The organism is Stenotrophomonas sp. 01N47 (assembly GCF_056399165.1).
This window is the reverse complement of sequence record NZ_JBFTQU010000001.1, coordinates 815249-835893: the sequence shown is the minus strand read 5'-3', so window position 1 is coordinate 835893 and position 20645 is coordinate 815249. Positions and strand designations below refer to the sequence as shown.

The 20645-nt window shown below is 67.2% G+C and carries 25 protein-coding genes; 8 read left to right on the top strand and 17 right to left on the bottom strand.

Annotated elements, in window-relative coordinates; genetic code table 11:
* Positions 1 to 38: 38 nt before the first annotated feature.
* The 11 genes from AC1DKR_RS03865 to ccmA form a co-directional block, all read right to left on the bottom strand.
* On the bottom strand, positions 39 to 383 hold the full coding sequence (locus AC1DKR_RS03865; RefSeq protein ID WP_223495745.1) for a DUF1294 domain-containing protein: 345 nt from the start codon (positions 381 to 383) through the stop codon (positions 39 to 41).
* Positions 383 to 1495: a homoserine O-acetyltransferase MetX gene (metX, locus tag AC1DKR_RS03860; protein ID WP_140225749.1), complete on the bottom strand. Its 1113-nt coding sequence runs from the start codon at positions 1493 to 1495 to the stop codon at positions 383 to 385. Before metX ends, AC1DKR_RS03865 begins: the two co-directional genes overlap by 1 nt.
* Before the next feature lie 155 nt (positions 1496 to 1650).
* The gene (locus tag AC1DKR_RS03855; protein WP_313249786.1) at positions 1651 to 2643 is read right to left on the bottom strand and encodes a tetratricopeptide repeat protein; all 993 of its coding nucleotides are present in this window, start codon (positions 2641 to 2643) and stop codon (positions 1651 to 1653) included.
* The gene (locus AC1DKR_RS03850) at positions 2637 to 3095 is read right to left on the bottom strand and encodes a cytochrome c-type biogenesis protein (RefSeq protein WP_478031171.1); all 459 of its coding nucleotides are present in this window, start codon (positions 3093 to 3095) and stop codon (positions 2637 to 2639) included. Before AC1DKR_RS03850 ends, AC1DKR_RS03855 begins: the two co-directional genes overlap by 7 nt.
* Before the next feature lie 4 nt (positions 3096 to 3099).
* The gene (locus tag AC1DKR_RS03845) at positions 3100 to 3717 is read right to left on the bottom strand and encodes a DsbE family thiol:disulfide interchange protein (RefSeq protein WP_478031169.1); all 618 of its coding nucleotides are present in this window, start codon (positions 3715 to 3717) and stop codon (positions 3100 to 3102) included.
* A gap of 9 nt (positions 3718 to 3726) precedes the next feature.
* Positions 3727 to 5646 carry a heme lyase CcmF/NrfE family subunit gene (locus tag AC1DKR_RS03840; RefSeq protein ID WP_312110977.1) on the bottom strand — a complete coding sequence of 640 codons (1920 nt, stop codon included), beginning with the start codon at positions 5644 to 5646 and terminating at the stop codon, positions 3727 to 3729.
* Positions 5647 to 6108, bottom strand: a complete 462-nt coding sequence (gene ccmE / locus AC1DKR_RS03835; RefSeq protein WP_099784807.1) for a cytochrome c maturation protein CcmE — start codon at positions 6106 to 6108, stop codon at positions 5647 to 5649.
* Positions 6105 to 6290, bottom strand: a complete 186-nt coding sequence (gene ccmD / locus AC1DKR_RS03830) for a heme exporter protein CcmD (RefSeq protein ID WP_312110982.1) — start codon at positions 6288 to 6290, stop codon at positions 6105 to 6107. Before ccmD ends, ccmE begins: the two co-directional genes overlap by 4 nt.
* The gene (gene ccmC, locus AC1DKR_RS03825; RefSeq protein WP_025876477.1) at positions 6287 to 7051 is read right to left on the bottom strand and encodes a heme ABC transporter permease CcmC; all 765 of its coding nucleotides are present in this window, start codon (positions 7049 to 7051) and stop codon (positions 6287 to 6289) included. The genes ccmD and ccmC overlap by 4 nt, the downstream gene beginning before the upstream one ends.
* Positions 7052 to 7094: 43 nt before the next feature.
* Positions 7095 to 7790, bottom strand: a complete 696-nt coding sequence (gene ccmB, locus AC1DKR_RS03820) for a heme exporter protein CcmB (RefSeq protein WP_025876478.1) — start codon at positions 7788 to 7790, stop codon at positions 7095 to 7097.
* Positions 7787 to 8401, bottom strand: a complete 615-nt coding sequence (gene ccmA / locus AC1DKR_RS03815) for a heme ABC exporter ATP-binding protein CcmA (RefSeq protein ID WP_425507119.1) — start codon at positions 8399 to 8401, stop codon at positions 7787 to 7789. The genes ccmB and ccmA overlap by 4 nt, the downstream gene beginning before the upstream one ends.
* Positions 8402 to 8606: 205 nt before the next feature.
* Here ccmA and AC1DKR_RS03810 point away from each other — a divergent pair, with 205 nt between their 5' ends.
* The 4 genes from AC1DKR_RS03810 to AC1DKR_RS03795 all read left to right on the top strand — a co-directional run bounded on the left by AC1DKR_RS03810 (position 8607) and on the right by AC1DKR_RS03795 (position 11787).
* Positions 8607 to 9755 carry a pyridoxal phosphate-dependent aminotransferase gene (locus AC1DKR_RS03810; protein WP_154880851.1) on the top strand — a complete coding sequence of 383 codons (1149 nt, stop codon included), beginning with the start codon at positions 8607 to 8609 and terminating at the stop codon, positions 9753 to 9755.
* Positions 9695 to 10378, top strand: a complete 684-nt coding sequence (locus AC1DKR_RS03805) for a DUF4304 domain-containing protein (RefSeq protein WP_478031165.1) — start codon at positions 9695 to 9697, stop codon at positions 10376 to 10378. The genes AC1DKR_RS03810 and AC1DKR_RS03805 overlap by 61 nt, the downstream gene beginning before the upstream one ends.
* A gap of 59 nt (positions 10379 to 10437) precedes the next feature.
* On the top strand, positions 10438 to 11244 hold the full coding sequence (locus AC1DKR_RS03800) for an amidohydrolase (protein WP_478031163.1): 807 nt from the start codon (positions 10438 to 10440) through the stop codon (positions 11242 to 11244).
* Positions 11245 to 11349: 105 nt separating this feature from the next.
* Positions 11350 to 11787, top strand: a complete 438-nt coding sequence (locus tag AC1DKR_RS03795) for a hypothetical protein (RefSeq protein ID WP_301908859.1) — start codon at positions 11350 to 11352, stop codon at positions 11785 to 11787.
* Here the strand turns inward: AC1DKR_RS03795 and AC1DKR_RS03790 are convergent.
* Positions 11774 to 12067 (bottom strand): hypothetical protein, encoded by a 294-nt coding sequence (locus tag AC1DKR_RS03790; protein ID WP_478031159.1) that lies wholly within the window; start codon positions 12065 to 12067, stop codon positions 11774 to 11776. The genes AC1DKR_RS03795 and AC1DKR_RS03790 overlap by 14 nt on opposite strands.
* A 95-nt stretch (positions 12068 to 12162) precedes the next feature.
* The gene (locus tag AC1DKR_RS03785) at positions 12163 to 13290 is read right to left on the bottom strand and encodes an MFS transporter (protein ID WP_442244294.1); all 1128 of its coding nucleotides are present in this window, start codon (positions 13288 to 13290) and stop codon (positions 12163 to 12165) included.
* A gap of 90 nt (positions 13291 to 13380) precedes the next feature.
* On the opposite strand from AC1DKR_RS03785, the gene AC1DKR_RS03780 reads away from it, so the two are divergent.
* A complete protein-coding gene (locus tag AC1DKR_RS03780; protein WP_442244295.1) occupies positions 13381 to 14169 on the top strand; it encodes an AraC family transcriptional regulator in 789 nt (262 codons plus the stop codon).
* A 64-nt stretch (positions 14170 to 14233) separates the two neighbouring features.
* Here the strand turns inward: AC1DKR_RS03780 and AC1DKR_RS03775 are convergent, their stop codons facing one another.
* From AC1DKR_RS03775 to AC1DKR_RS03760, 4 genes are read right to left on the bottom strand one after another with little or no spacing between them, the layout of a single operon-like run.
* On the bottom strand, positions 14234 to 14959 hold the full coding sequence (locus AC1DKR_RS03775) for a hypothetical protein (protein ID WP_478031156.1): 726 nt from the start codon (positions 14957 to 14959) through the stop codon (positions 14234 to 14236).
* Between the two features lie 27 nt (positions 14960 to 14986).
* Positions 14987 to 16726, bottom strand: a complete 1740-nt coding sequence (locus tag AC1DKR_RS03770; RefSeq protein ID WP_478031154.1) for a pseudouridine synthase — start codon at positions 16724 to 16726, stop codon at positions 14987 to 14989.
* Positions 16719 to 17591, bottom strand: a complete 873-nt coding sequence (scpB, locus tag AC1DKR_RS03765) for an SMC-Scp complex subunit ScpB (RefSeq protein WP_140227409.1) — start codon at positions 17589 to 17591, stop codon at positions 16719 to 16721. Before scpB ends, AC1DKR_RS03770 begins: the two co-directional genes overlap by 8 nt.
* 13 nt (positions 17592 to 17604) lie before the next feature.
* The gene (locus AC1DKR_RS03760; protein ID WP_140225759.1) at positions 17605 to 18510 is read right to left on the bottom strand and encodes a segregation and condensation protein A; all 906 of its coding nucleotides are present in this window, start codon (positions 18508 to 18510) and stop codon (positions 17605 to 17607) included.
* Positions 18511 to 18882: 372 nt separating this feature from the next.
* Here AC1DKR_RS03760 and AC1DKR_RS03755 point away from each other — a divergent pair, with 372 nt between their 5' ends.
* From AC1DKR_RS03755 to AC1DKR_RS03745, 3 genes are all read left to right on the top strand, one after another.
* Entirely contained in the window at positions 18883 to 19182 is a 300-nt protein-coding gene (locus tag AC1DKR_RS03755) for a YciI family protein (protein ID WP_025876500.1), read from the top strand.
* A complete protein-coding gene (locus AC1DKR_RS03750) occupies positions 19179 to 19454 on the top strand; it encodes a BolA family protein (protein ID WP_312785976.1) in 276 nt (91 codons plus the stop codon). Before AC1DKR_RS03755 ends, AC1DKR_RS03750 begins: the two co-directional genes overlap by 4 nt.
* Before the next feature lie 148 nt (positions 19455 to 19602).
* Entirely contained in the window at positions 19603 to 20640 is a 1038-nt protein-coding gene (locus AC1DKR_RS03745; RefSeq protein WP_033831551.1) for a LacI family DNA-binding transcriptional regulator, read from the top strand.
* Positions 20641 to 20645: the final 5 nt, after the last annotated feature.

Sequence of the window (20645 nt, the reverse complement as noted above, 5' to 3'; positions counted from 1 at the left end):
GGTCGGCTATCCACGCGTGGCGTGGATCTACAGGGCAGCTAGCGCGAAAACGCGCGCAGCATCACCGCGATCGAGGCCACGTTGGCCAGGACGCACAACCAGAACACCCACTGGAACGGCGCCTTGCGATGTTTGTGGCGGAACAGCGCCTGGCCGAGCAGCGCGCCGGGCCAGCCGCCGGCAAAGGCCAGCAGCTGCAGCGTGCGTTCGGGCGTCCTCTGCTGTTTTCGCTGCGCGGCGCGCTTGTCGTGTCCATACAGGCCGAACGACACCGCACTGGCCAATGCACACCATGCGCCCAGCCACAGCGGAAACACGCCGGTTGCGGTCAAGCCGATCAACGCACCGAGCGCGGCCAGTGCGAGATTGCGCCGCCACGCCACTACAGTTCGTCGAGGAAGCCGCGCACGGCCGGGCCGAAGCGCTCGAAGTCGACCAGGAACGCGTCATGACCCTGTGGCGATTCCAGGCCGATGAAGCGCGCGTCCGCGCCACCAGCGCGCAGGCCATCGGCGACCTGTTGCTGCTGCTGCACCGGAAACAGGATGTCGGTGTTGGCGCCGATCGCCAGTGCCTTGCCGACGCGGATGCTGGCCAGTCCGGCCAGCACATCGCCATCGCCATACTCGGCCAGATCGAACCAGTCCATCGAGCGGCTCAGGTACAGATAGCAGTTGGGATCGAAAAAGCGCACGAACCGGCGTGCATGGCCTTCCAGATAGCTCTCGACCTGGAACTCCAGGCCGAACGGATCATCGTCGGCCTGGTCTGAATCCAGCCGCACGCGACCGAAGCGGCCATCCCATTCCAGCGCCGAGCGGTAGGTGATCACGCCCAGCTTGCGTGCCATGCGCATGCCCGATTCCGGGTACGCCTCATTGTCGTAGTGGCCACCGTTCCAGCGCGGGTCCAGGCGGATCGCTTCGCGCTGCAGCGAACGGATGGCGATCGAGAACGGCAGGGCCTGCGCGCTGCCGGAAATGTTGATATGGCTGCGGGCGATGCCCGGGTGCAGCAGCAACACCGCCAGCGCCGTCATCCCGCCCATCGAATTGCCGATCACGCAGGCGAGTTGTCCGATGCCCAGTGCGCGCACCACGTCGATCGCCGCGCGTGCGCCGTCTTCGATGGACAGTTCCGGGAAATCCAGGCGATACAGTTCACCGTTGGCCGGATTGATCGAGGCCGGGCCGGTGGAGCCCTTGCAGCTGCCCAGCGAGTTCACACAGACCACGAACCAGCGATTGGTATCGATCGGCTTGCCGGGGCCAACCATGGCTTCCCACCAGCCTGGCGCAGGATTGGCTTCGTTGGCCGCCGCATGCGCGTCGGGCGACAGGCCGGTGACGATCAGGATCGCATTGCTGGCGCCTGCGTCCAGCGTGCCCCAGGTTTCGTAGGCCACGCGCGCACCATGCAGGGCGCCGCCGCGTTTGCACGGAAAGGGTGAGGGCAGGGCATGAAAGCGGGTGCCGGGCGGAATGAATTCGGTCATGGGTGCATTCTAGCGGGGCGGCATGTGCAGCTGGCGACACGCTGGTTTCCATGCGCTGAGGCCCAGGTAGTACCGGCCGCTGGTCGGCAACCACGCATCCACATCGAACATCGTGACGTTGCCGGCCAGCGGCCGGCACTACCGGGGATGTCGTGTTACGGGAACCGCAGTTCGACCACACCGTCATGTGGCAGGCTGACCTTGACCGGCGTGGTTTGCAGGTCCTCCGCGCTGCGATTGGCGCTGCCGCTGCGCGAAATGCGCGCCAGTACTTCCACTTCGCGATGCGCCGACAGCGGCGCAGTCGGCATCGGGCTGTCGCCGTCGCCCAGGCCGACCGTTGCAGGGAAGCCGACCAGGGGCAGCCTGCGTGCAGCCACCGGCATCGGCGGGCCGCCCACTGCGCGTGCCAGCACGAACACTTGGGTGCTGGCCGGCCAATCACTCGCTTTCAACGATGCGGGCAGGTGCACCCGTACCTGCAGCAGCGCCGGTGCAACCGCTGTCGGAGTGTCCGACGGCTGGCCGGCCGCCTCGCGGGCGATGGCGATCTGCGCCTGCAGCGCCTGCGCGGCACCCGGCTCCAGGCGTGGCAGCAGCGTGCTCCAGAGTTCGGCGGCCTCGGCATTGCGGCCCCGCTGGCGCAGGGCAATGCCAAGCAACCAGCTTGCGCGCTCGGCCTCGGGCGACAAGGTACGTGCGCGCTGCAGCCATGCCAGCGCGGTGTCATCGAACTGCTTGCCAGGATCGGCCTGGGCCCGTGCCTGCGCGGCCTCGACCAGCACGCCCGGTTCGTCCGGTGCAAGGGCTGCGGCGCGGTTGAAGGCGTCGGCCGCAGCGGCGACATTACCCAGCTCAGCCTGCGAACGGCCCAGCAGCGCCCAGCCATCGGCGCGCTGCGGGTCACGCTGCAGCGCCTGCTGCAGTGCCTCTACGCCGTCACGCAGGGTGGCGACCGAGGGTGCGGGCTGCACCTGTGCCGCGCGGGGATTGCCGACCAACAGGTACAGGCAGGCACCGGCTACGCCCAGTGTCACCACCCCCAGCACGAAGCTGCGACGGCCTTGCTGGCGCAGCGGCCACAGCACTATTGCCGCCAACAGCGCAGCGGCCACTGCGGCGACCATCGGCAACCACTGCGTCACCAGTCCTCTCCCTCGGTTGAATTCGCCGCAGCGGATGCATCCATCTGCCGGCTGCGACGACGGACGATGCCCACCACCACCAGCGCGCCAGCCCCCAGTACCAGCAGCGGACCGCCCCACAGCAGCCAGGTGCCCGGTTGCAGTGGCGGTTGATAGAGCACGAATTCGCCATAGCGGGCGACCAGGAACTGCTTGATCGCGGCGTCGTCCAGGCCCTGCTGCATCAACTGCAGCACTTCACGGCGCAGGTCCTGCGCGATCTGCGCATTGGAATCGGCCAATGACTGGTTCTGGCACTGCACGCAGCGCAACTGCGCAGCCAGGTCGTGGAAGCGCGCTTCCTCGGCGGCATCGCGGAACACCAGCGGCCGCGCATCATGCACCGGTTGTTGGGCGAGGCCGGAGTTTGGCAGCGCCAGGGTCATCGCCAGCAGCAGTGGCAGCAGCCAGCGCATGCGCTTACGGCGAGGCGTGCAGGGTGTTGCCGGCATCGCCCTGGGCCTTTTCAAGCTTTTCCAGCGCCGGAATCAATTTTTCGTCCACTACCTTCTGGGTCATCGCGCCGCTGTACTTCCAGCGCACGATGCCACTGCCATCGACCAGGAAGGTCTCCGGTGCTGCCGTCACGCCCCAGTCGATGGCGGTGCGGCCTTCGATGTCGCTCAACACGACCATGAACGGGTTGCCCAGCTGTTCCAGCCAGTGCAGCGCGTCGGTCGGTTCATCCTTCCAGTTGTAGCCGATCACGCGTACGCGCTTGCTCTCGGCGAAGCGGGTCAGCACCGGATGTTCTTCACGGCAGGCCGCGCACCAGCTGCCCCAGACGTTGAGCAGGTACGGCGCGCCACGCAGCTCCTCGCTGCGCACGATCATCTGCGGGTCATGCAGCACCGGCAGCGCGAACGCCGGTGCCGGCTTGTCGATCAGCGCCGAGGGCAGCACATCGCGCTGCGGGTCGCCCGACTTCATCACCCCGTAGATCATCAGGCCAAGCAGGCCGAAGAAGAACAGGACGCCGATCACGATGGCTACCGGCGGCAGCGGGCGGGAAGGGCGTGGGGCGGGTGACTCGGACATGGGGGACTCCTACGGACGACGAAAGCGGCGATCGGCAGCGGTGATGAATCCGCCCAGGGCCATCAACAGCGCGCCCAGCCAGATCCAGCGCACGAAGGGCTTGATGTGCACCCGTACCGCCCATGCATTGTTGCCCAGCGGCTCGCCCAATGCCACGTAGACATCACCGCTGAGGCGTGCATCGATGCCGGCTTCGGTCATCACCTGGCCGCCGCTGGCGTACTGGCGCTTCTCGGGATGCAGCAGGGCCAGTTCGCGACCATCGCGCAGCACCCGCAGATGGCCGCGATCAGCGATGAAATTGGGGCCTTCGCGGTGATCCACGCCTTCGAAGCGCACTTCGTGGCCGGCAACCACTACCTGCTGGCCCGGTGACAGCGCGACTTCGCGCTGTACGTTCAATGCCTCCACCAGCAGCGCGCCGGCCAGGAACACGGCAACACCTGCGTGGGCGACGATCATGCCAAGCATTTCGGCGGTGAAGCGGCCATTGCCGCGCAGGCGCTGCCAGACGAAGCGGGCAGTGCCCAGACCGACCCAGGCTGCGGCCGCGACGCCGATGCCTGCCTTCCAGCCATTCTGCGGCGCCTGCCACCAGGCCCAAGCGCCGAGCAGCACGGCCAGGCCCGCCCATGGCAGCAGCAATGCCAGTGCGCGCGAGGGTTGGTCGCGCTGCCACTTCACCAGCGGACCGAACGGCAGCAGCATCACCATCGGTGCCATCAACAGCAGGAACAGGCTGCCGAAGTACGGTGGACCCACCGAGATCTTGCCCAGCGACAGCGCATCGGCCAGCAGCGGGTAGAGCGTGCCGAGCAGGACCATCGCGCAGGCGCTGGCCAGCAGCAGGTTGTTGGCCAGCAGCAGGGTTTCGCGCGAGGTGGCGGTGAAGCCACGGCGCGGATCGCCGGCATCCACGGCCAGGCGTGGTGCGCGCAGCGCATACAGCAGCAGGCTGCCACCCACCAGCACCGACAGGAAGATCAGGATGAACAGCCCACGCGAGGGATCGGCGGCGAACGAATGCACGCTGGTCAGCACGCCGGAACGGACCAGGAAGGTGCCCAGCAGCGACAGCGCGAACGCCGCGATGGCCAGCAGCAGCGTCCAGCTGCCGAAAGTGCCGCGCTTTTCGGTCACCGCCTGCGAATGGATCAGTGCCGCGCCAACCAGCCACGGCATGAAGCTGGCGTTCTCGACCGGGTCCCAGAACCACCAGCCGCCCCAGCCCAGTTCGTAGTACGCCCACCAGCTGCCCAGTGCGATGCCCAGCGTGAGGAAGCCCCAGGCGACGTTGGTCCAGGGCCGCGTCCAGCGTTGCCAGCGTGCATCGACGCGGCCTTCCAGCAGCGCCGCCACGGCGAAGGCGAAGGGCACTGCGAAGCCGACGTAGCCCAGGTACAGCATCGGCGGATGGATGATCAGCCCTGGATCCTGCAGCAGCGGGTTGAGGTCACGGCCTTCCAGTGGCACCGGGTTCAAGCGCAGGAACGGATTGGAGGTGAAGATCAGGAAGGCGAGGAAGCCGACGCTGACCACGCCCATCACCGCCAGCACGCGCGCCTGTACTGGTGCCGGCAGATGGCGCGAGAACAGCGCCACCGCGCCGGTCCACAGCGCCAGCACCAGCGCCCACATCAGCAGCGAGCCTTCGTGCGCACCCCACACCGCCGAATAGCGGTAGATCAACGGCAGCAGTGAATTGGAGTTCTCGGCCACGTAGCGCACCGAGAAGTCCTGCTGCACGAAGGCCGCGGTCAGTACGGCGAAGGCACCGGCCAGCAGCACCAGCTGGGCAAAGGCCGCCGGGCGGGCAACGGCCATCCATGCGTCATTGCCGCGCTGCGCACCCGCCAGCGGCAGCACTGCCTGCAGCAATGAGGCCAGCAACGCGCACAGCAGGAGGATCTGACCGAATTCGGGAAGCACTCAGCGCACCTCGGGCGCCGTGACCGGCACATCGTGCTTGCGATGCGCATCGCCCATCTTGTCGGCCACTTCCTTGGGCACGTAGTTCTCATCGTGCTTGGCCAGCACCTCGTCGGCGACGAAGGTGCCGTCCTGCAGGCGACCGCTGGCGACCACGGCGGTCCCCTCGCGGAACATGTCCGGCAGGATGCGATCGGTACTGACCGGCAGCGTCGCATCGCCGTCGGTGACCACGAAGTGGGCCTGCAACGAGCCGCTGGGTCGATCGAAGGAGCCCTTGACCACCATGCCGCCCAGACGGAAGCGCGACTGCGCATCCACGTCCCCGCGCAGCACTTCCGAAGGGGTGTACAGGTAGGCGATGTTGCGCTGCAGGGCGAAGGCGACCAGCGTGGTGGCCAGCCCGGAGGCAAGCAGCAGCAGGAGCACCCAGATCATGCGGCGTCGCTGTACCGGCGTCATCGGCTGAGCTCGGTTGCCAGCGGAGCCTGTGCCGACGCGTTGCCGCGCGCCTGCAGCCGCTGCTGGCGGCGTTGCGCCAGCTGCCGGGCGCTGCGCAGGCGCAGCCACGAGCCCAGGGCATCGCAGCCCAGCACCAGCAGGAATACCGCGAATGCGGCGATGAGGTAGGGCAGGTGGGTCATCGCCGTGCCTCCCCATCCGCGGTGCCGAAGCGCTCGCCGATCCAGGCCTTGCCGGCCTCGCGCGCGATGTTGTCGGCGCGCGCCTTGGCCAGCAGCGAGCCGACGAACCACAGTTTGGTGGCGACCACCATCCACCACAGCGGGGCGATCAGTTCCGGCCGCACGGCGTTCTCGCCGAACACGTTGATCGACTGGCGCTGGTGCAGCGCGCCCCACCAGTCCACCGAATAGCGGATGATCGGCAGCAGGCCCACGCCGACGATGGCCAGCAGGCCGGCCGCGCGTGCGGCGCTGCGGCGGTCTTCGATGGCGTGGTACAGGCCGATCACGCCCAGGTACAGGAACAGCAGGATCAGCTCGCTGGTCATGCGCGGGTCCCAGTCCCACCAGGTGCCCCAGGTGCCCTTGCCCCAGATGCTGCCGGTCAGCAGGGTGATCAGGGTGAAGCCGGCGCCCATCGGCGCACAGGCCATCGCCAGGATCTCGCAGATCTTGATGCGCCAGATCAGCGCGATGGCGGCGTAGGCGGCCATCAGCGCGAACACGAACAGGCTCATCCAGGCACTGGGTACATGGATGTAGATGATGCGGAAGGCGTCGTGCTGGTTCTGTTCCGGCGGTGCCACGAACAGGCCCTGCCACAGGCCGATCAGCAGCACCGGAACAGCCGCGGCGTAAAACACGCGGGACCAGCGTGCGGCGAAACGATCGAAGGTCGGGGGCGAACCGAGTTGATGGAACCAGCGGACGATCGGATTCATGCGTGGCGGCTATCCAGCAGGGGTGGATTGGCTCTCAGCTCGGTCAACTCAGAGAAATACGGATCGCAGCAGCGGTGGCAAGCGGTGCCAGCACCAGGGCGATCACCAGTCCAGCGCCCAGCATCAGCAGCGCACCGACCGGATCCTGCCCGCGGCTGGCTGCTGCCAGGCTGCCGGCACCGAAGACAAGCACCGGTACGTACAACGGCAACGACAGCAACGCCACGAGAATACCAGAGCGCCGGATGCCGACGGTCAGTGCAGCGACCACGCCACCGATCAGGCTCAACAACGGTGTTCCCAGCAGCAACGATGCCAGCAACATCGGCAGCTGGTCATGCGGCAGATGCAGCATTTCCGCCAGCAACGGGCTCAGCAGGATCAGTGGCAGGGCGGTGGTCGCCCAATGCAGCAGCACCCGCACCAGCACCAGCCACGCCAGTGGCACCGGCGCCAGCAGCCATTGTTCAAGCGAACCGTCTTCGGCATCGGAGCGGAACAGCGAATCCAGCGCCAGCTGCCCGGCCAGCAGCACCGCCAACCACAGCACCGCACCGGCGGTGGCGGCCAGCGGCTGCGGGTCCCGGCCCTGGGCCAAGGCGAACAGCACCACCACCAGCAGGGCGAACAGCACCGGCTGCAGGGCATCGCCGCGACGCCGCCAGAGCAGGCGCAGGTCGCGCGCAATCAGGGCGCGGGCGGTCTGCCACAGGCCTGGTTCGGTGCCTGGCGCGATCATGCTTCACCTCCCAGGTCGAGCTGGCGGGTGCGTACCGGCGGGGCGGCGTAGGCACCATGAGTAGTGACCAGGGCGGCGCCACCGCTGCGCAGGTGTGCGGAAATCATCCGGTTGACGAGGTTGATGCCTTCCAGGTCGAGGTTGGCATAGGGTTCGTCCAGCAGCCACAGTGGTGCCGGCGACAACCAGATGCGGGCCAGCGCCAGCCGCCGCTTCTGTCCGGCCGACAGGTGCCGCACCAGGGTGTCTTCGTAGCCGGCCAGTCCGACGATGGCCAGCGCATTGCCCGGCATCTGCCGGGCGCGGCGGCCGTGCAGGCCGCACAGGAAATGCAGGTTCTCCAGCGTGTCCAGGTCCGGCTTCAGTGCCGGCAGGTGGCTGAGGTAGGCAACATAGCGCGCACGCTCGGCGTTGCTGGCCGGCCTGCCGTCGATCAGCACCTGGCCCGCGCCCGGGCGCGCCAGGCCCGACAGCACGCGCAGCAGGGTGGTCTTGCCTGCACCGTTGCCGCCCTGCACCAGCAGCGCCTCGCCGGCATCCACGTGGAAGTCCAGCGGGCCGAACACCGGCTCGTCATTGCGGGAGAAGCTCAGGCCGCTGGCGGCCAGCAATGCAGGGGTGTTCAAGGCGCAGGGGTCTTCATGCGGGAGTGCGGCGGCAATTGTAACGGTGAAACCGCATCGGGTAGTGCTGGCCGCTGGCCGGCAGCTCTGCAAGGGGCCGGTGTGGCGGGTCGAGGTTGCCGGCCAGCGGCCGGCACTACATCAGCACGGATTGCGTAAACTCAGGGGTCTGTCTCCCCATCCCCCCAGGCCGATGCAACCGAACACCAAGCTGCCCAAGGTCGGTACCACGATCTTTACCGTGATGTCCCAGCTCGCCGCCGAACACGGCGCGGTCAACCTCGGCCAGGGGTTCCCGGATTTCTCCGCGCCGCAGCGCCTGATCGACGAAACCACCAAGGCGATGGCCGCCGGCCTGAACCAGTACCCGCCGATGACCGGCGTGGCACCGCTGCGCCAGGCCATCGCGCAGAAGTCGCTGGACCTGTACGGCGCGATGATCGATCCGGACACCGAGATCACCGTCACCAGCGGAGCCACCGAGGCGATCTTCAACGCCATCCACGCCGTGGTGCGTGCCGGTGAGGAAGTGATCGTGCTCGACCCGGCCTACGACTGCTACGAACCGGCCATCGAACTGGCTGGCGCCACGGCAGTGCATGTGCCGCTGGACCCGCAGACCTTCGCCGTCGACTGGGATCGCGTACGTGCGGCGATCACTCCGCGCACCCGCCTGCTGATGGTCAACACCCCGCACAACCCGTCCGGCGCGATGCTGGACGAAGCGGACATGCAGGCGCTGGCCGATGTGCTGCGCGGCACGCAGATCTACCTGATCTCCGATGAGGTGTACGAGCACATCATCTACGACGGCCGCCGCCACGAATCGGCGCTGCGCTACCCGGAACTGCGCGAGCGCACCTTCGTCATCTCCAGCTTCGGCAAGACCTATCACTGCACCGGCTGGAAGATCGGCTATGCGGTGGCGCCAGCGGCGATGACCGCCGAGTTCCGCAAGGTGCACCAGTACAACACCTTCACCAGCTTCGGCCCGGCGCAGTACGGTTTCGCCGCGATGATCCGCGACGAGCCGCAGCATCATCTCGAACTGGGCGCGTTCTATGAAGCCAAGCGCGACCGCTTCCGCGAGCAGCTGGCCGGCACCCGCCTGAAGGCGCTGCCGGTGCCGGGCGGCTACTTCCAGCTGGTCGACTATTCGGCCATCAGTGACCTGCCGGACCACGAGTTCGTGAAGTGGCTGACCATCGAGAAGGGCGTCACCGCCATTCCGCTGTCGCCGTTCTACGAAACCGCGCCGGTCGGCCAGCGCCTGGTGCGCCTGTGCTTCGCCAAGAACGAGGCCACCCTGGACGCGGCGATCGAACGCCTGCGCCTGCTGTGAGCGGAGTGAGTCGGGGTGCAGATAAGGGGAGATTCTTCGAACTCCTTGAGTCGGAGTTCTTTCCGCGTTTGCTCCGAGAGGGGTTCGTCCGACAAGGACGGACCTTTCGCAGAATTTGCACTCCGCTGATTCATGTAGTCGAGTTCCAGCACGGTTCCGGCGGACAGTGGTGCTACGTGGAGATGGGGGCGCATCTGGCGTTCTTGCCGCAGCAGGGCGGCGGCGAGTATTCGCCGGAGACAATTGTCGAATCCGGCTGTGTGTTTCGCGAGCGGATTGTTGGGGACGGCGCGGTTACAGGAGGTGGTTGGGCCTATGGGGCATCCGAACCGGAAACTTTCGCTTCAGCGAAAGCGCTTTTTTCAGCATGGGAAAGCGCCGGTAGACAGTTCTTCGCGGCACACCAGAACTTTCCAGTTGATTATGAGGCGATGCTGGACAGTGCAGATTTCGAACAGGTTCGTGCTGCTGAGCTGCTCGTCTTTGCACGTATAGCGGCCAGCCTGAAACGTCAGGAGCAGGCCTCGGCACTGGCTCGCCAGGGGTTGGAGCGGGCAGCGCCAGCTGCAAGCTCGCTCAGGGCGCATTTGCGCCGTTTCATCGAAACAGACGGGTGCGGCTAAGGCCCTTGGCCGCGTCACCGCACTGGCAATCCGACTTCAAATTCTGCGAGTCCACGACCATGAATGACCTGCGCATTTCCCTCGTGCAAGGCGACACCCGCTGGCACGACCCGGCCGGCAACCGCGCCTACTACGGTGCGCTTCTGGCGCCGCTGGCCGGGACCACCGATCTGGTGATCCTGCCGGAAACCTTCACCAGTGGCTTTTCAAACGAAGCCATCGCCCAGGCCGAAGGCATGGACGGCCCGACCGTGGCGTGGGTGCGCGCGCAGGCCAAAGCCTTGAATGCGGCAGTGATCGGCAGCGTGCAGCTGCGCGATGGCGAGGGCGTCTACAACCGCTTGCTGTTCGCCACCCCCGAGGGTGGCCTGCAGTACTACGACAAGCGCCATCTGTTCCGTTACGGCGGCGAGCACGAGCGCTATGCCGCCGGCCGCGACCGCCTGTGCGTGGAATGGAAGGGCTGGCGGATCAATCCGCAGGTCTGCTACGACCTGCGTTTCCCGGTGTTCTGCCGCAACCGCTACAACGTCGAGCGTGCCGAACAACTGGACTTCGACCTGCAGATCTTCGTCGCCAACTGGCCTTCTGCGCGCGCCTATGCGTGGAAGACCCTGCTGCGCGCGCGGGCGATCGAGAACCTGTGTTTCGTCGCTGCGGTCAACCGCGTAGGCGTGGATGGCAACCAGCTGCAGTACGCCGGCGACAGCGCGGTCATCGACTTCCTCGGCCAGCCGCAGGTGGAGATCCGCGAGCGCGAGCAGGTGGTGACCACCACCATCTCCGCCGAAGCGCTGGCCTCGCACCGGGCACGCTTCCCGGCCATGCTCGATGCCGACGCCTTCCACCTGGATGTGCAGGCCTGATACGGCGGCTGAACGCTTCCCGCCTCACCGCGCGCGCCTGCATCCAACGTGCACGCGCGCGCTGCTAGATTCGCCCACATTCCGACCGATGTGGATGTTTTGCCGATGAATACCAAGCCGTTTGCCCTGCTGCTGGCGCTGGCCGCAGCGTCCCTGGCCCCGACCGCGCACGCCGGTGGCAACCTTGACTGCCAGCTGCGCTACAACCTGTCCGGCTGGTCACTGATCTACAAGACCGCCTCGGGCAACGGCACCATCCACTGCACCAACGGTTCCAGCATGCCGGTGCGGATCCAGCTGAAGGGCGGCGGCCTGACCGTCGGCAAGTCGAAGATCACCGATGGCCGTGGCAGCTTCACCGGCGCCAGCAGCGTCGGCGAGCTGCTGGGCACCTACGCCTCGGTCGGCGCGCATGCCGGTGCGGTGAAGTCCAGCAACGCGCAGGTGATGACCAAGGGCGATATCTCGCTGGCCCTGTCCGGTACCGGCAAGGGGTGGGACCTGGGTGTGGACGGCGCGGCGTTCACCATCAGCCGGCGTTGAGGCGGGAGGGCTCCCCGGCTTCCCAGCTGATGCGGATGTAGTGCTGCTCGGCGTCGCTGGGCAGCTGTTCGACACTGAAGCGGTTCTCCAGCAGTTGCTCGACGACACCGTCGACGAGGCGCTCGCTGGCCAGCGCCTTGTTGAAGCCGAACACGATGTAACGGCGGCCGTTTTCCGAGCCGACCTGGATCGATTTGTCCAGATCCCTGTAGTACTGCTCGATCGGTCGAATGGCGGCGTCAGCGTTTGCGCGGGCCTGTTCTGCGGTGATGGTGATCATCGGCATCTGCGTGGTTGCGGAGAACACGCACCATAGCCAGCGCTGCCGCGCGGTTTCCGGCAGTGGCGCACAGTGCAGGGCGTTTGCAGCAATTCCTAGGCCAGCGCGCTCCGCGGACGCAGCAACCACAGCGCCAGCAGTGCACAGGCGATGATGGATGGCGCCAGCATCTGCAGTGCGCCGACAACGGCCATCGCCGCGCCGATCAGCAGGTAGTAGAGCAGGCCGAACAGGGCGCCGGCACTGCCCAGGCAATGTGCATAGCCGCGTAGTGCCTGCCCGAGCACGTTGGGGATGGCCAGGCCGAATCCCGCCACGACCGGCAGCATCGCCATCACGATGACCGGTTGCCCGCGCAGCAGCGCGGCCAGTACGCCACCAGCCAGTACCAGCGATGCCGCGATGCGGATGCGCGTCAACGCAGGAACGCCGGCACGCAACAGGCGGCCATTGGCCCACGCGCCCAACGCCGAACCCAGTGCCAGCACCGCACCGCTGGCGCCGAACCAGCTGGCCGGCCAGTGCAGGCGTGCGAACACGAACGGCCCCAGCGCGTACCAGCTGTACATGGCCACGTTGAAGGCCATGACCAGCAGCGCCTGCGACCAGATCCAGCGGTCGCCCAGCAGTTGCCGCAGCAGGGGCCGCAGCGCTACGGGCGCGATCTGCGCGGGGCGGCTTTCACGCAGCCCGGTCACGCAGCCGAGCATCAGCAATGCAGCGATCAGCAGCAGGCCGGCCTGCACGCCTGCATAGCCATCGGCAGCGACCAGCAGCGAGCCCAGCGCCAGCCCGATCGCCGGACTCAGCGCCAACGCCATGCCAATCCAGGAGAACGCCTGCGCCAGCGCGGACCCTTCAAGGTGGTCGCGCAGCACGGTCTGCGTCACCACCGAGGCGGCGGCGGCGCCCAGGGCGGCCAGCATCTGCGCAACCAGCACCTGGCCGAACGTGCCGGCCGCCAATCCGCCCAGTGCCGCCAGCACGAAAACGGACAGGCCACCCAGCAGGGCAGGGCGACGGCCAACGCGGTCGGCCAGCCTTCCCCACAGCAGGACGCCCAGCGCGAACCCCAGCAGGTACAGGCTCATCGCCTGGCTGGCAGCGCTGGCCGGCAGGGCGAAGCGTTGCGCCAGATCGGCCAGCGCCGGGCTGTACAGGGTCTGCGCCAGCTGCGGAAACATCAGCAGCGCAATGGTGAGGGACAGCAGGCGAGGCGACATCGGCGCGCTCCGGAAACAGGGGCGCGCATTGTCGTGGCCATGCCGATGGCGCACTCTAGTGATTACGACAGTAGATGGATGAAATCGGACATGGCGTGGCTGCAGCCCGACGCTCGCTTCGATGCCGATGCCTGGAGCGCCCCGGTGATCGGTATCGCTGCCACGCTGGCCGAGCATGACTCCGGTTGGCACCAGCACGCACGTTCGCAACTGCTGTACACGCGCGCCGGTTGCACGCGGCTGACGTTCGGCGATCGCATCAGTCTGTTGCCGCCATCGCGCGCGGCGTGGATTCCGGGTGGTCTGCTGCACCGCGCGCAGATGCGGCGGGCGGTGGACTATCGGTCGCTGTACTTCGATGCCACGCTGTCGGCGCAGTTGCCGCAGCAGCCAGCAATCATTGGTGTCGGTCCCCTGCTGCAGGCGCTGCTGGAGCCGATCGCGCAGGCGCCGTTCGCACATGACTGGCAAGCGCCGCGAGCGGGGCATCAACTGGCGCTGTGCGTGCTTGAGATTGCCGCTGCGCCGGTGGAGCCGATGGAGCTGCCATTACCGCGCGACCCGCGCATCGCCCGCTGCCTGCCGGTGGCCGAGCAGCTGCCGCCCGAACTGGGCGAGCTGGCCCAGCGCAGCGGACTGAGCGTGCGTACGATCGGGCGCCTGATGCAACGCGATACCGGCATGGGCTACCAGGCGTGGCGCCAGCAATGGCGGTTGATGCGGGCCATGGAACTGCTGCTGCTCGGCCATCGTGTCGCGCACGTGGCGCTGGAACTTGGATTCTCGGCAGAGAGTCCGTTCATCGCCTTCTTCCGCAGCATGGTCGCGACCACGCCTGCGGCGTTCCAGCGCGCCGAAAGCGCTCGAGCGGCAGGATGAGAGTGGAGTGGTCGCGGCCGAACGCGGGGAAGCGGGCGCGTGGGCCCGGCTTCCGTCGCCGTGTCTACTGCTGGGCCATCAGCCAGGCCAATGTGCCGCGATGTGGTTCGGGCACGGTGCTGGACGCGGCATCAAGCAGCATCAGCGATGCCCAGCAGACGTCGGCAGCCGGTGCGGTGTCCATCCGCGGCAGGACCGCCATGGCCCGCGCGCGCGTGCTTTCGTCAGCCATCGAGGCCAGCAGGGCCTCGGTCGCCTCGGCAATCTGCTGTTCACTGGCAGGGGTTGCGGGTCGCTGTTCGAGCTCGGCGAGGCTGGCCTGGTAGCTCATCTCGAACCAGAAATCGATGTCCTGCGACGGTCGCTTCTCCAGTTCGTTGAACAAGGTCCTGCCTACCTGTGCAATGTCCGACGCCGTGGTGGCGCGGGCGATCAGTGCGCATTTCTCTACCGGCATTCCGCGCAGCATTGCGGCCAGCAGCTGCGCACGCCGCTCCAGCATGGGGCGGGGCAGGCGGCCGATGCCATCCAGTGCAAGCTGTGCGCCGGCGACAGCAGCCTTGTCCTTGCTGCCGGCCTGCTTGATGCGGGTGAGATAGCGCTCATCGACAATCAGCCGACGCAGCATGCGGTCGGCCGGATCGTGCAGGGCCGAAGATTTCGGCCAGGGATTCTGCGTGGCGGCGATTTCCTGCTTGAGCCGGTCGGCAGCGCGTTGGCAGCCGCCGACCAGCAACAGAACCACCAGCACGGCGCCGATGCGGGCGCCGAGGGACAACATCCGTGTCATCGCTGTGTCCTTCATTGAAGATGGAGATCAGCCGCCGCGCGGGCCGCTGCGACGCGGGCCACCCGGACCGCGGTTGCCGCCGGGGCCACCCGGGCCGCGGTTGCCACCCGGGCCGCCGGGACCACGGTTGCCGCCGGGGCCACCCGGGCCGCGATTGCCGCCCGGACCACCCGGACCACCCGGACCACGGTTGCCGCCCGGACGTGCATTCGCATTGCCGCCCGGACGACCGTTGCCGGCCGGACGCGAGCTGCCGTACGGGCTGAAGCCTGGATTGGCGTGGTCGGACGGGAAGCTGGGGGCATTGCCCGGATGGCCGTAGGGGTGCTTGTTGCCCTGGCCCTGCGAGCGGTTGCCCGCACCGGCCGGACGACCCTGGCCGCCTGCGCCACCGGCGCCACCGCGTCCTTCACCACCGTAGCCACCGCGTCCTTCACCACCGTAGCCGCCACGACCCTGGCCGCCACCGGCGCCTGCGCCTGGGCCCTTCGGCTTGCCGTACGGACGGCCCTGGCCGCCTGCACCTGCGCCCGGACCACGGGCACCCGGGCCACGAGCGCCCGGACCGGCATTGCGGTGGCCGCTCGGGCCGGTGCTCACGCCATCCGGCACGTACCAGGTACGGAATGCGGCCGGGTTGCCTTCCGGCAGCGAGCGGTCGTTCTTCGGCGCGCGCTGCTTGAACGGGCGCTGCGACTGCTTGGCAGCAGCTTCACCGCTGACGGTCAGGCCGCCCTTGAAACCACCACCACCCTTGCCGCCGCGACCGCGGCCGCGGTCTTCGCGCACGTTGTCGAAGCGACGCAGTTCGCGACCTTCATCGGCGGTGTTGTGACCATTGACGTAAGCGTTGCCGCGGCCACCTTCGCGCACGCGCACGGTGGTCTTGGCGGCGCGACGCTGGCCGATCACCGGCTGCAGGGTCAGGGCCGACGGCGCGCCTTCTTCCAGCTTCAATTCGGCGCGCAGCGCTTCGACCTGGCTGCCCGGCAGTTCGACGGACTGGCCGCGGGCCAGTTCGCGCGGCAGGCTGACCTTGCCGTAGCGGGTGCGCTTGAGGCGGCTGACCTGGCAGCCCTGCGATTCCCACAGGCGGCGCACTTCGCGGTTGCGGCCTTCCTTCACCACGACGCGGAACCAGTCGTGCGAATCGGTGCCGCCGATGCGTTCGATCTCATCGAACTTGGCCGGGCCATCTTCCAGCGCGACACCACGGGTGAGGCGGTCGACGACGGCATCGGGCACCTTGTCCTCGCCTTCCGGGGCACGCACGCGCACCACGTACTCGCGCTCAACCTCGAACGAGGGGTGCATCATGGCGTTGGCCAGCTCACCGTCGGTGGTCGCCAGCAGCAGGCCGGTGGTGTTGATGTCCAGGCGGCCGACGGCGATCCAGCGGGCACCCTTCAGCGCCGGCAGGGATTCGAACACGGTCGGGCGACCTTCAGGGTCTTCGCGGGTGGTCACTTCGCCTTCCGGCTTGTTGTAGACCAGCACGCGCGACGGCTCGGCCAGCGCGGTGGCGACGAAGCCGCGACCGTCGAGCTCGATCTTGTCGCCGCTCTTGACCGACATGCCGGTCTGGGCGACTTCACCGTTGACCTTGACCAGGCCTTCGGCAATGCGCTGTTCCAGCGCACGACGCGAGCCGAGGCCGGCCTGGGCCAGGACCTTGTGCAGGCGTTCTTCCAGCTTGAACTGTTCGGACGTGGCTTCGCGCTTGAGCGAAAGCTTGTTCAACGAGGGCTTGCGGGGGGTGTCACTCATCAGTTTTGCTCCGGCCGACGGTTTCGAGGTCGGCCTCTGGTTCGGAATCGGCTTGGTCAACAGCCACGGTCGTCTTCGCGACGGCGTTGTCTTCGCGTTCGTTCACTGTCACCGCGCGCTCGCCCGGCGCGGAATCGGGGTGCCCATCATCGGAGGGCGAAGGTGCTTGCTCATCGTCGGCCGCCGCAGGGAGTGCGTCGGCAGAATCGGGGGTGTCGCCAGCGGTGGTGCTGGTGTCGTCATTTGCCGCGGTGTCCGGGTCGGCGCTCACGTCCGGGCCCTCGGCGCTGGCGGCGAGCGGGGCGTCGCGATCCAGCGCCAGCTGCGGCTCCAGGTCGCCCAGGTCCTTCAGCTCGGAAAGGGGCGGTAGTTCGTCCAGGCGTTTCAGCCCGAAGTAGTCCAGGAAGCCCTTGGTGGTGCCGAACAGGGCGGGCTTGCCGGGTACGTCGCGGTGGCCGACCACGCGGATCCACTCGCGCTCTTCCAGTGCCTGGATGATGTTACTGCTGACCGCCACGCCGCGCACCTGCTCGATCTCGCCACGGGTGATCGGCTGCCGGTAGGCGATCAGTGCCAGCGTTTCCAGGGTGGCGCGGGTATAGCGGGTCTTGCGTTCGGTCCACAGCCGGCTGATCCAGCCATGTACCTCGGCGGTCACCTGGTAGCGGAAGCCCGAAGCCACCTCCACCAGTTCCACGCCACGGTCCTGGCAGCTCTCGCGCAGCCGCTCCAGCGCACGTTCGATGCTGCCCGGCGGTGCCGGCTCGTCTTCCGGGAACAGGTCCTTCAGCTGGGCCAGGGTGAGCGGCTGGCTGGAGGCCAGCAGCGCACCTTCGACAATGCGGTTGATCAGCGTTTGATCCATCGGCAGTCAGCGCTCACTCGTTTTCATTGGCGGCGTCGTTGTCGTCGAACTCGCTGCTGAACTGCAGCGGGGCATTGGTATTGCCGGCGGCCAGGGACTTCACGTAGATCGGCGCCAGCGGTTCTTCCTGCACGAGGTCCAGCAGCTGCTCCTTGGCCAGTTCCAGCACTGCCAGGAACGTGACCAGCACGCCCAGCTTGCCTTCTTCGGCGGTGAACAGGTTTTCAAAACGATAGAACTTGCCGTCTTCAAGCCGCCCCAACACTTCGCCCATGCGCTGCCGGACACTCAGTGCCTCGCGCTTGATCGCGTGGCCGGTGAACAGTTCGGCGCGCTTGAGCACGTCGTGCAGCGCCATCAGCATTTCCTTCAGGTCCACCGGCGGCGGCAGCTTCACTGCGGCGCGCTCGGGCATGAAGGCATGTGCCACGGTGGTGTCACGGTCCTGCCGGGGCAGGGCGTCGATATCCTCGGCGGCCTGCTTGAAGCGTTCGTACTCCTGCAGCCGTCGTACCAGCTCCGCACGCGGATCGGCTTCCTCGCCCTCCACGCTGGGGGGGCGGGGCAGCAGCATGCGCGATTTCACTTCCGCCAGGATCGCCGCCATCACCAGGTACTCGGCGGCAAGCTCGAAGCGCAGCTCGCGCATCACGGTGATGTATTCCACGTACTGCCGGGTGATCTCGGCCACGGGAATGTCCAGCACGTCCAGGTTCTGCCGGCGGATCAGGTACAGCAGCAGGTCCAGCGGCCCTTCAAAGGCGTCAAGGATGACTTCCAGCGCATCCGGCGGGATGTACAGGTCCTGCGGAATCTGCAGGACCGGTTGCCCATGCACCACAGCCAGCGGCATTTCCTGCTGCTGGGGGGCGGGCGGCCGGGTTGGCGTGTTCGCGTCGAGCGCGAGTTCGGAAGTCATCTAATGGAGATCAGGATTGCAACGGACCAGTCGCGGCACCTGGCACACCGGGCAACTGCCACGGACCGCCAAGACACCAGGCGCGCCTGTCTCGGCGCGGTTCCACACATCAAACAACAGGACGCTCCGCAGGACACGGCAGCGACAGGACTACGGGAGGTCGTCTACGGGGCCCGGTCGGGTGGACCGGTTCGAAGCAGCGGGTCGGTCGTCGGGGGCTGCGTTGGCCGCAAAAACCGACGGGCTGCTGCATCCAGCCACGTGCAATGGTCCCTAGGGTAAGCCTTTGCTGCGCCAGTGTCCAGCCGGGGCCGGGCAGGGGGCTGGATTGGCTAGAATCGCGTCACCAGCAACGCGAGCGAGGAAATGCCGGTGTGGTATGTGATTGAAGGATATGACGGCCAGGATGTACTGGCCCAGCGGCTGCAGGCGCGGCCCGAGCATCTGGCGCGGCTGACCGCATTGCGCGATGAAGGCCGCCTGCTTCTGGCTGGACCGTGTCCGGCGATCGACAGCGAAGACCCGGGCCCGGCAGGGTTCAGTGGCTCGGTGGTGATTGCCGGTTTCGACTCGCTGCAGCAGGCCCAGGCCTGGGCCGATGCCGACCCGTACGTCGCGGCGGGCGTCTACGTGCGGGTGCAGGTGCGTCCGTTCCGCAAGGTGCTGCCGTGAACGCGAAACGGATCGAGCAGATTCGTGATGCGCTGCAACAAGCGCTGGCCCCCAGCGTGCTTGAGATCGAAGACGACAGCCATCGCCATGCAGGCCACGCCGGAGCGCGCGATGGTCGCGGCCATTTCAACGTGCACGTGGTCAGCGAGCGCTTCGCGGGAATGGCCCCACTGGCCCGTCATCGCGCGGTCTACGCGGCGCTGGGCACGCTGATGGAAACCGACATCCACGCATTGTCCATCCGCGCACACGATCCGTCAGAGCAAGGCTGAAACCCTGTCCAAGCTGTCCTGGCAGGTCCATCGAGAGGCCTGCCAAGGACAGATTTCTGTGTCCGTTTAGGGACATTCGCCTAACGGACTGTTTACAAGCGCAGATGGAAACGCTTACATTCCGCGCCATTGCTGGTAGATCCAAGCCGTGGAGGGCGGCTTCGTGAACAAAGCAGCCATAACAATCAAAGACGTCGCCCGTGAAGCCAAGGTCTCTGTGGCCACCGTTTCGCGCGCGCTCAACGGGCATGAAAATGTCGCCGAACCGGTCCGCCAGCTTGTGCTGGAGGTGGCCGCACGGCTGCGTTACACCCCGCACGCCGCCGCCCGCAGCCTGAGCAGCCGCCGCACCAATACGGTGGGCGTGGTGCTTCCGGACCTGTACGGCGAATTCTTCTCCGAACTGATGCGTGGCATCGACAACGTCGCCCGCAGCCGGCGCCAGCACCTGCTGGTGTCGAGCTATCACGGCGACCAGGAGCAGCAGGGCGCAGCCCTGCGTGCCATGCGCGGCCGGGTCGACGGTCTGCTGGTGCTCTCGCCCTATGCCGAGAGCCCCGGGTTCCTGACCGACAACCTGCCGCAGGCATTGCCGACGGTACTCATCAACACCTACCTGCCTGGGCAGGACCATCCGGTGTTGAGCATCGATGACCATGCAGGGGCGATGGCGATGACCCGCCACCTGCTCGATGCTGGCCATCGGCGCATTGCATTCATTTCTGGCCCGGACCTCAACTTCGACGCGCGCGAGCGCCTGCGCGGCTTCCGTGACGCGCTGGCGGCGTTTGGCAGCGGCGCTGAAGGCATCGAGCTGCCCGGTGATTTCGACGAAGCTTCCGGCCATCGCGCCGGTCAGGAGTTGCTGGCAGCCGGCACGCTGCCCGATGCCGTATTCGCCGCCAACGACATGATGGCCCTGGGTTGCCTGTATGCCTTCGCGCAGGCAGGTGTCCATGTGCCATCCGACGTCGCCCTGGCCGGTTTCGATGACATTCCGCTTGCGCGTTTCGTTCACCCATCGCTGACCACCATGCAGGTCAGCATCGCTGAACTGGGCGATCGGGCGATGTCGCGCTTGTTGCAGTTGATGGACGGCACCTCCACGGATGGGACAGGGGACAAGCAGACCCTGGTCCCGCGCCTGATTGTTCGCGATTCCACCACTCCGCCATCCGGCCATTGAAGCCA

Bases quoted from the DNA above. Each gene is read 5' to 3' on its own strand.
- scpB (WP_140227409.1), bottom strand. From the start codon at position 17,591: ATGGATCAAACGCTGATCAACCGCATTGTCGAAGGTGCGCTGCTGGCC.
- AC1DKR_RS03810 (WP_154880851.1), top strand. From the start codon at position 8,607: ATGCAACCGAACACCAAGCTGCCCAAGGTCGGTACCACGATCTTTACC.
- AC1DKR_RS03795 (WP_301908859.1), top strand. From the start codon at position 11,350: ATGAATACCAAGCCGTTTGCCCTGCTGCTGGCGCTGGCCGCAGCGTCC.
- AC1DKR_RS03845 (WP_478031169.1), bottom strand. From the start codon at position 3,717: ATGTCCGAGTCACCCGCCCCACGCCCTTCCCGCCCGCTGCCGCCGGTA.
- AC1DKR_RS03760 (WP_140225759.1), bottom strand. From the start codon at position 18,510: ATGACTTCCGAACTCGCGCTCGACGCGAACACGCCAACCCGGCCGCCC.
- ccmB (WP_025876478.1), bottom strand. From the start codon at position 7,790: ATGATCGCGCCAGGCACCGAACCAGGCCTGTGGCAGACCGCCCGCGCC.
- AC1DKR_RS03770 (WP_478031154.1), bottom strand. From the start codon at position 16,726: ATGAGTGACACCCCCCGCAAGCCCTCGTTGAACAAGCTTTCGCTCAAG.
- AC1DKR_RS03790 (WP_478031159.1), bottom strand. From the start codon at position 12,067: ATGATCACCATCACCGCAGAACAGGCCCGCGCAAACGCTGACGCCGCC.
- ccmC (WP_025876477.1), bottom strand. From the start codon at position 7,051: ATGAATCCGATCGTCCGCTGGTTCCATCAACTCGGTTCGCCCCCGACC.
- ccmD (WP_312110982.1), bottom strand. From the start codon at position 6,290: ATGACCCACCTGCCCTACCTCATCGCCGCATTCGCGGTATTCCTGCTG.
- metX (WP_140225749.1), bottom strand. From the start codon at position 1,495: ATGACCGAATTCATTCCGCCCGGCACCCGCTTTCATGCCCTGCCCTCA.
- ccmE (WP_099784807.1), bottom strand. From the start codon at position 6,108: ATGACGCCGGTACAGCGACGCCGCATGATCTGGGTGCTCCTGCTGCTG.
- AC1DKR_RS03850 (WP_478031171.1), bottom strand. From the start codon at position 3,095: ATGCGCTGGCTGCTGCCACTGCTGCTGGCGATGACCCTGGCGCTGCCA.
- AC1DKR_RS03780 (WP_442244295.1), top strand. From the start codon at position 13,381: ATGGCGTGGCTGCAGCCCGACGCTCGCTTCGATGCCGATGCCTGGAGC.
- AC1DKR_RS03775 (WP_478031156.1), bottom strand. From the start codon at position 14,959: ATGACACGGATGTTGTCCCTCGGCGCCCGCATCGGCGCCGTGCTGGTG.
- AC1DKR_RS03800 (WP_478031163.1), top strand. From the start codon at position 10,438: ATGAATGACCTGCGCATTTCCCTCGTGCAAGGCGACACCCGCTGGCAC.
- AC1DKR_RS03785 (WP_442244294.1), bottom strand. From the start codon at position 13,290: ATGTCGCCTCGCCTGCTGTCCCTCACCATTGCGCTGCTGATGTTTCCG.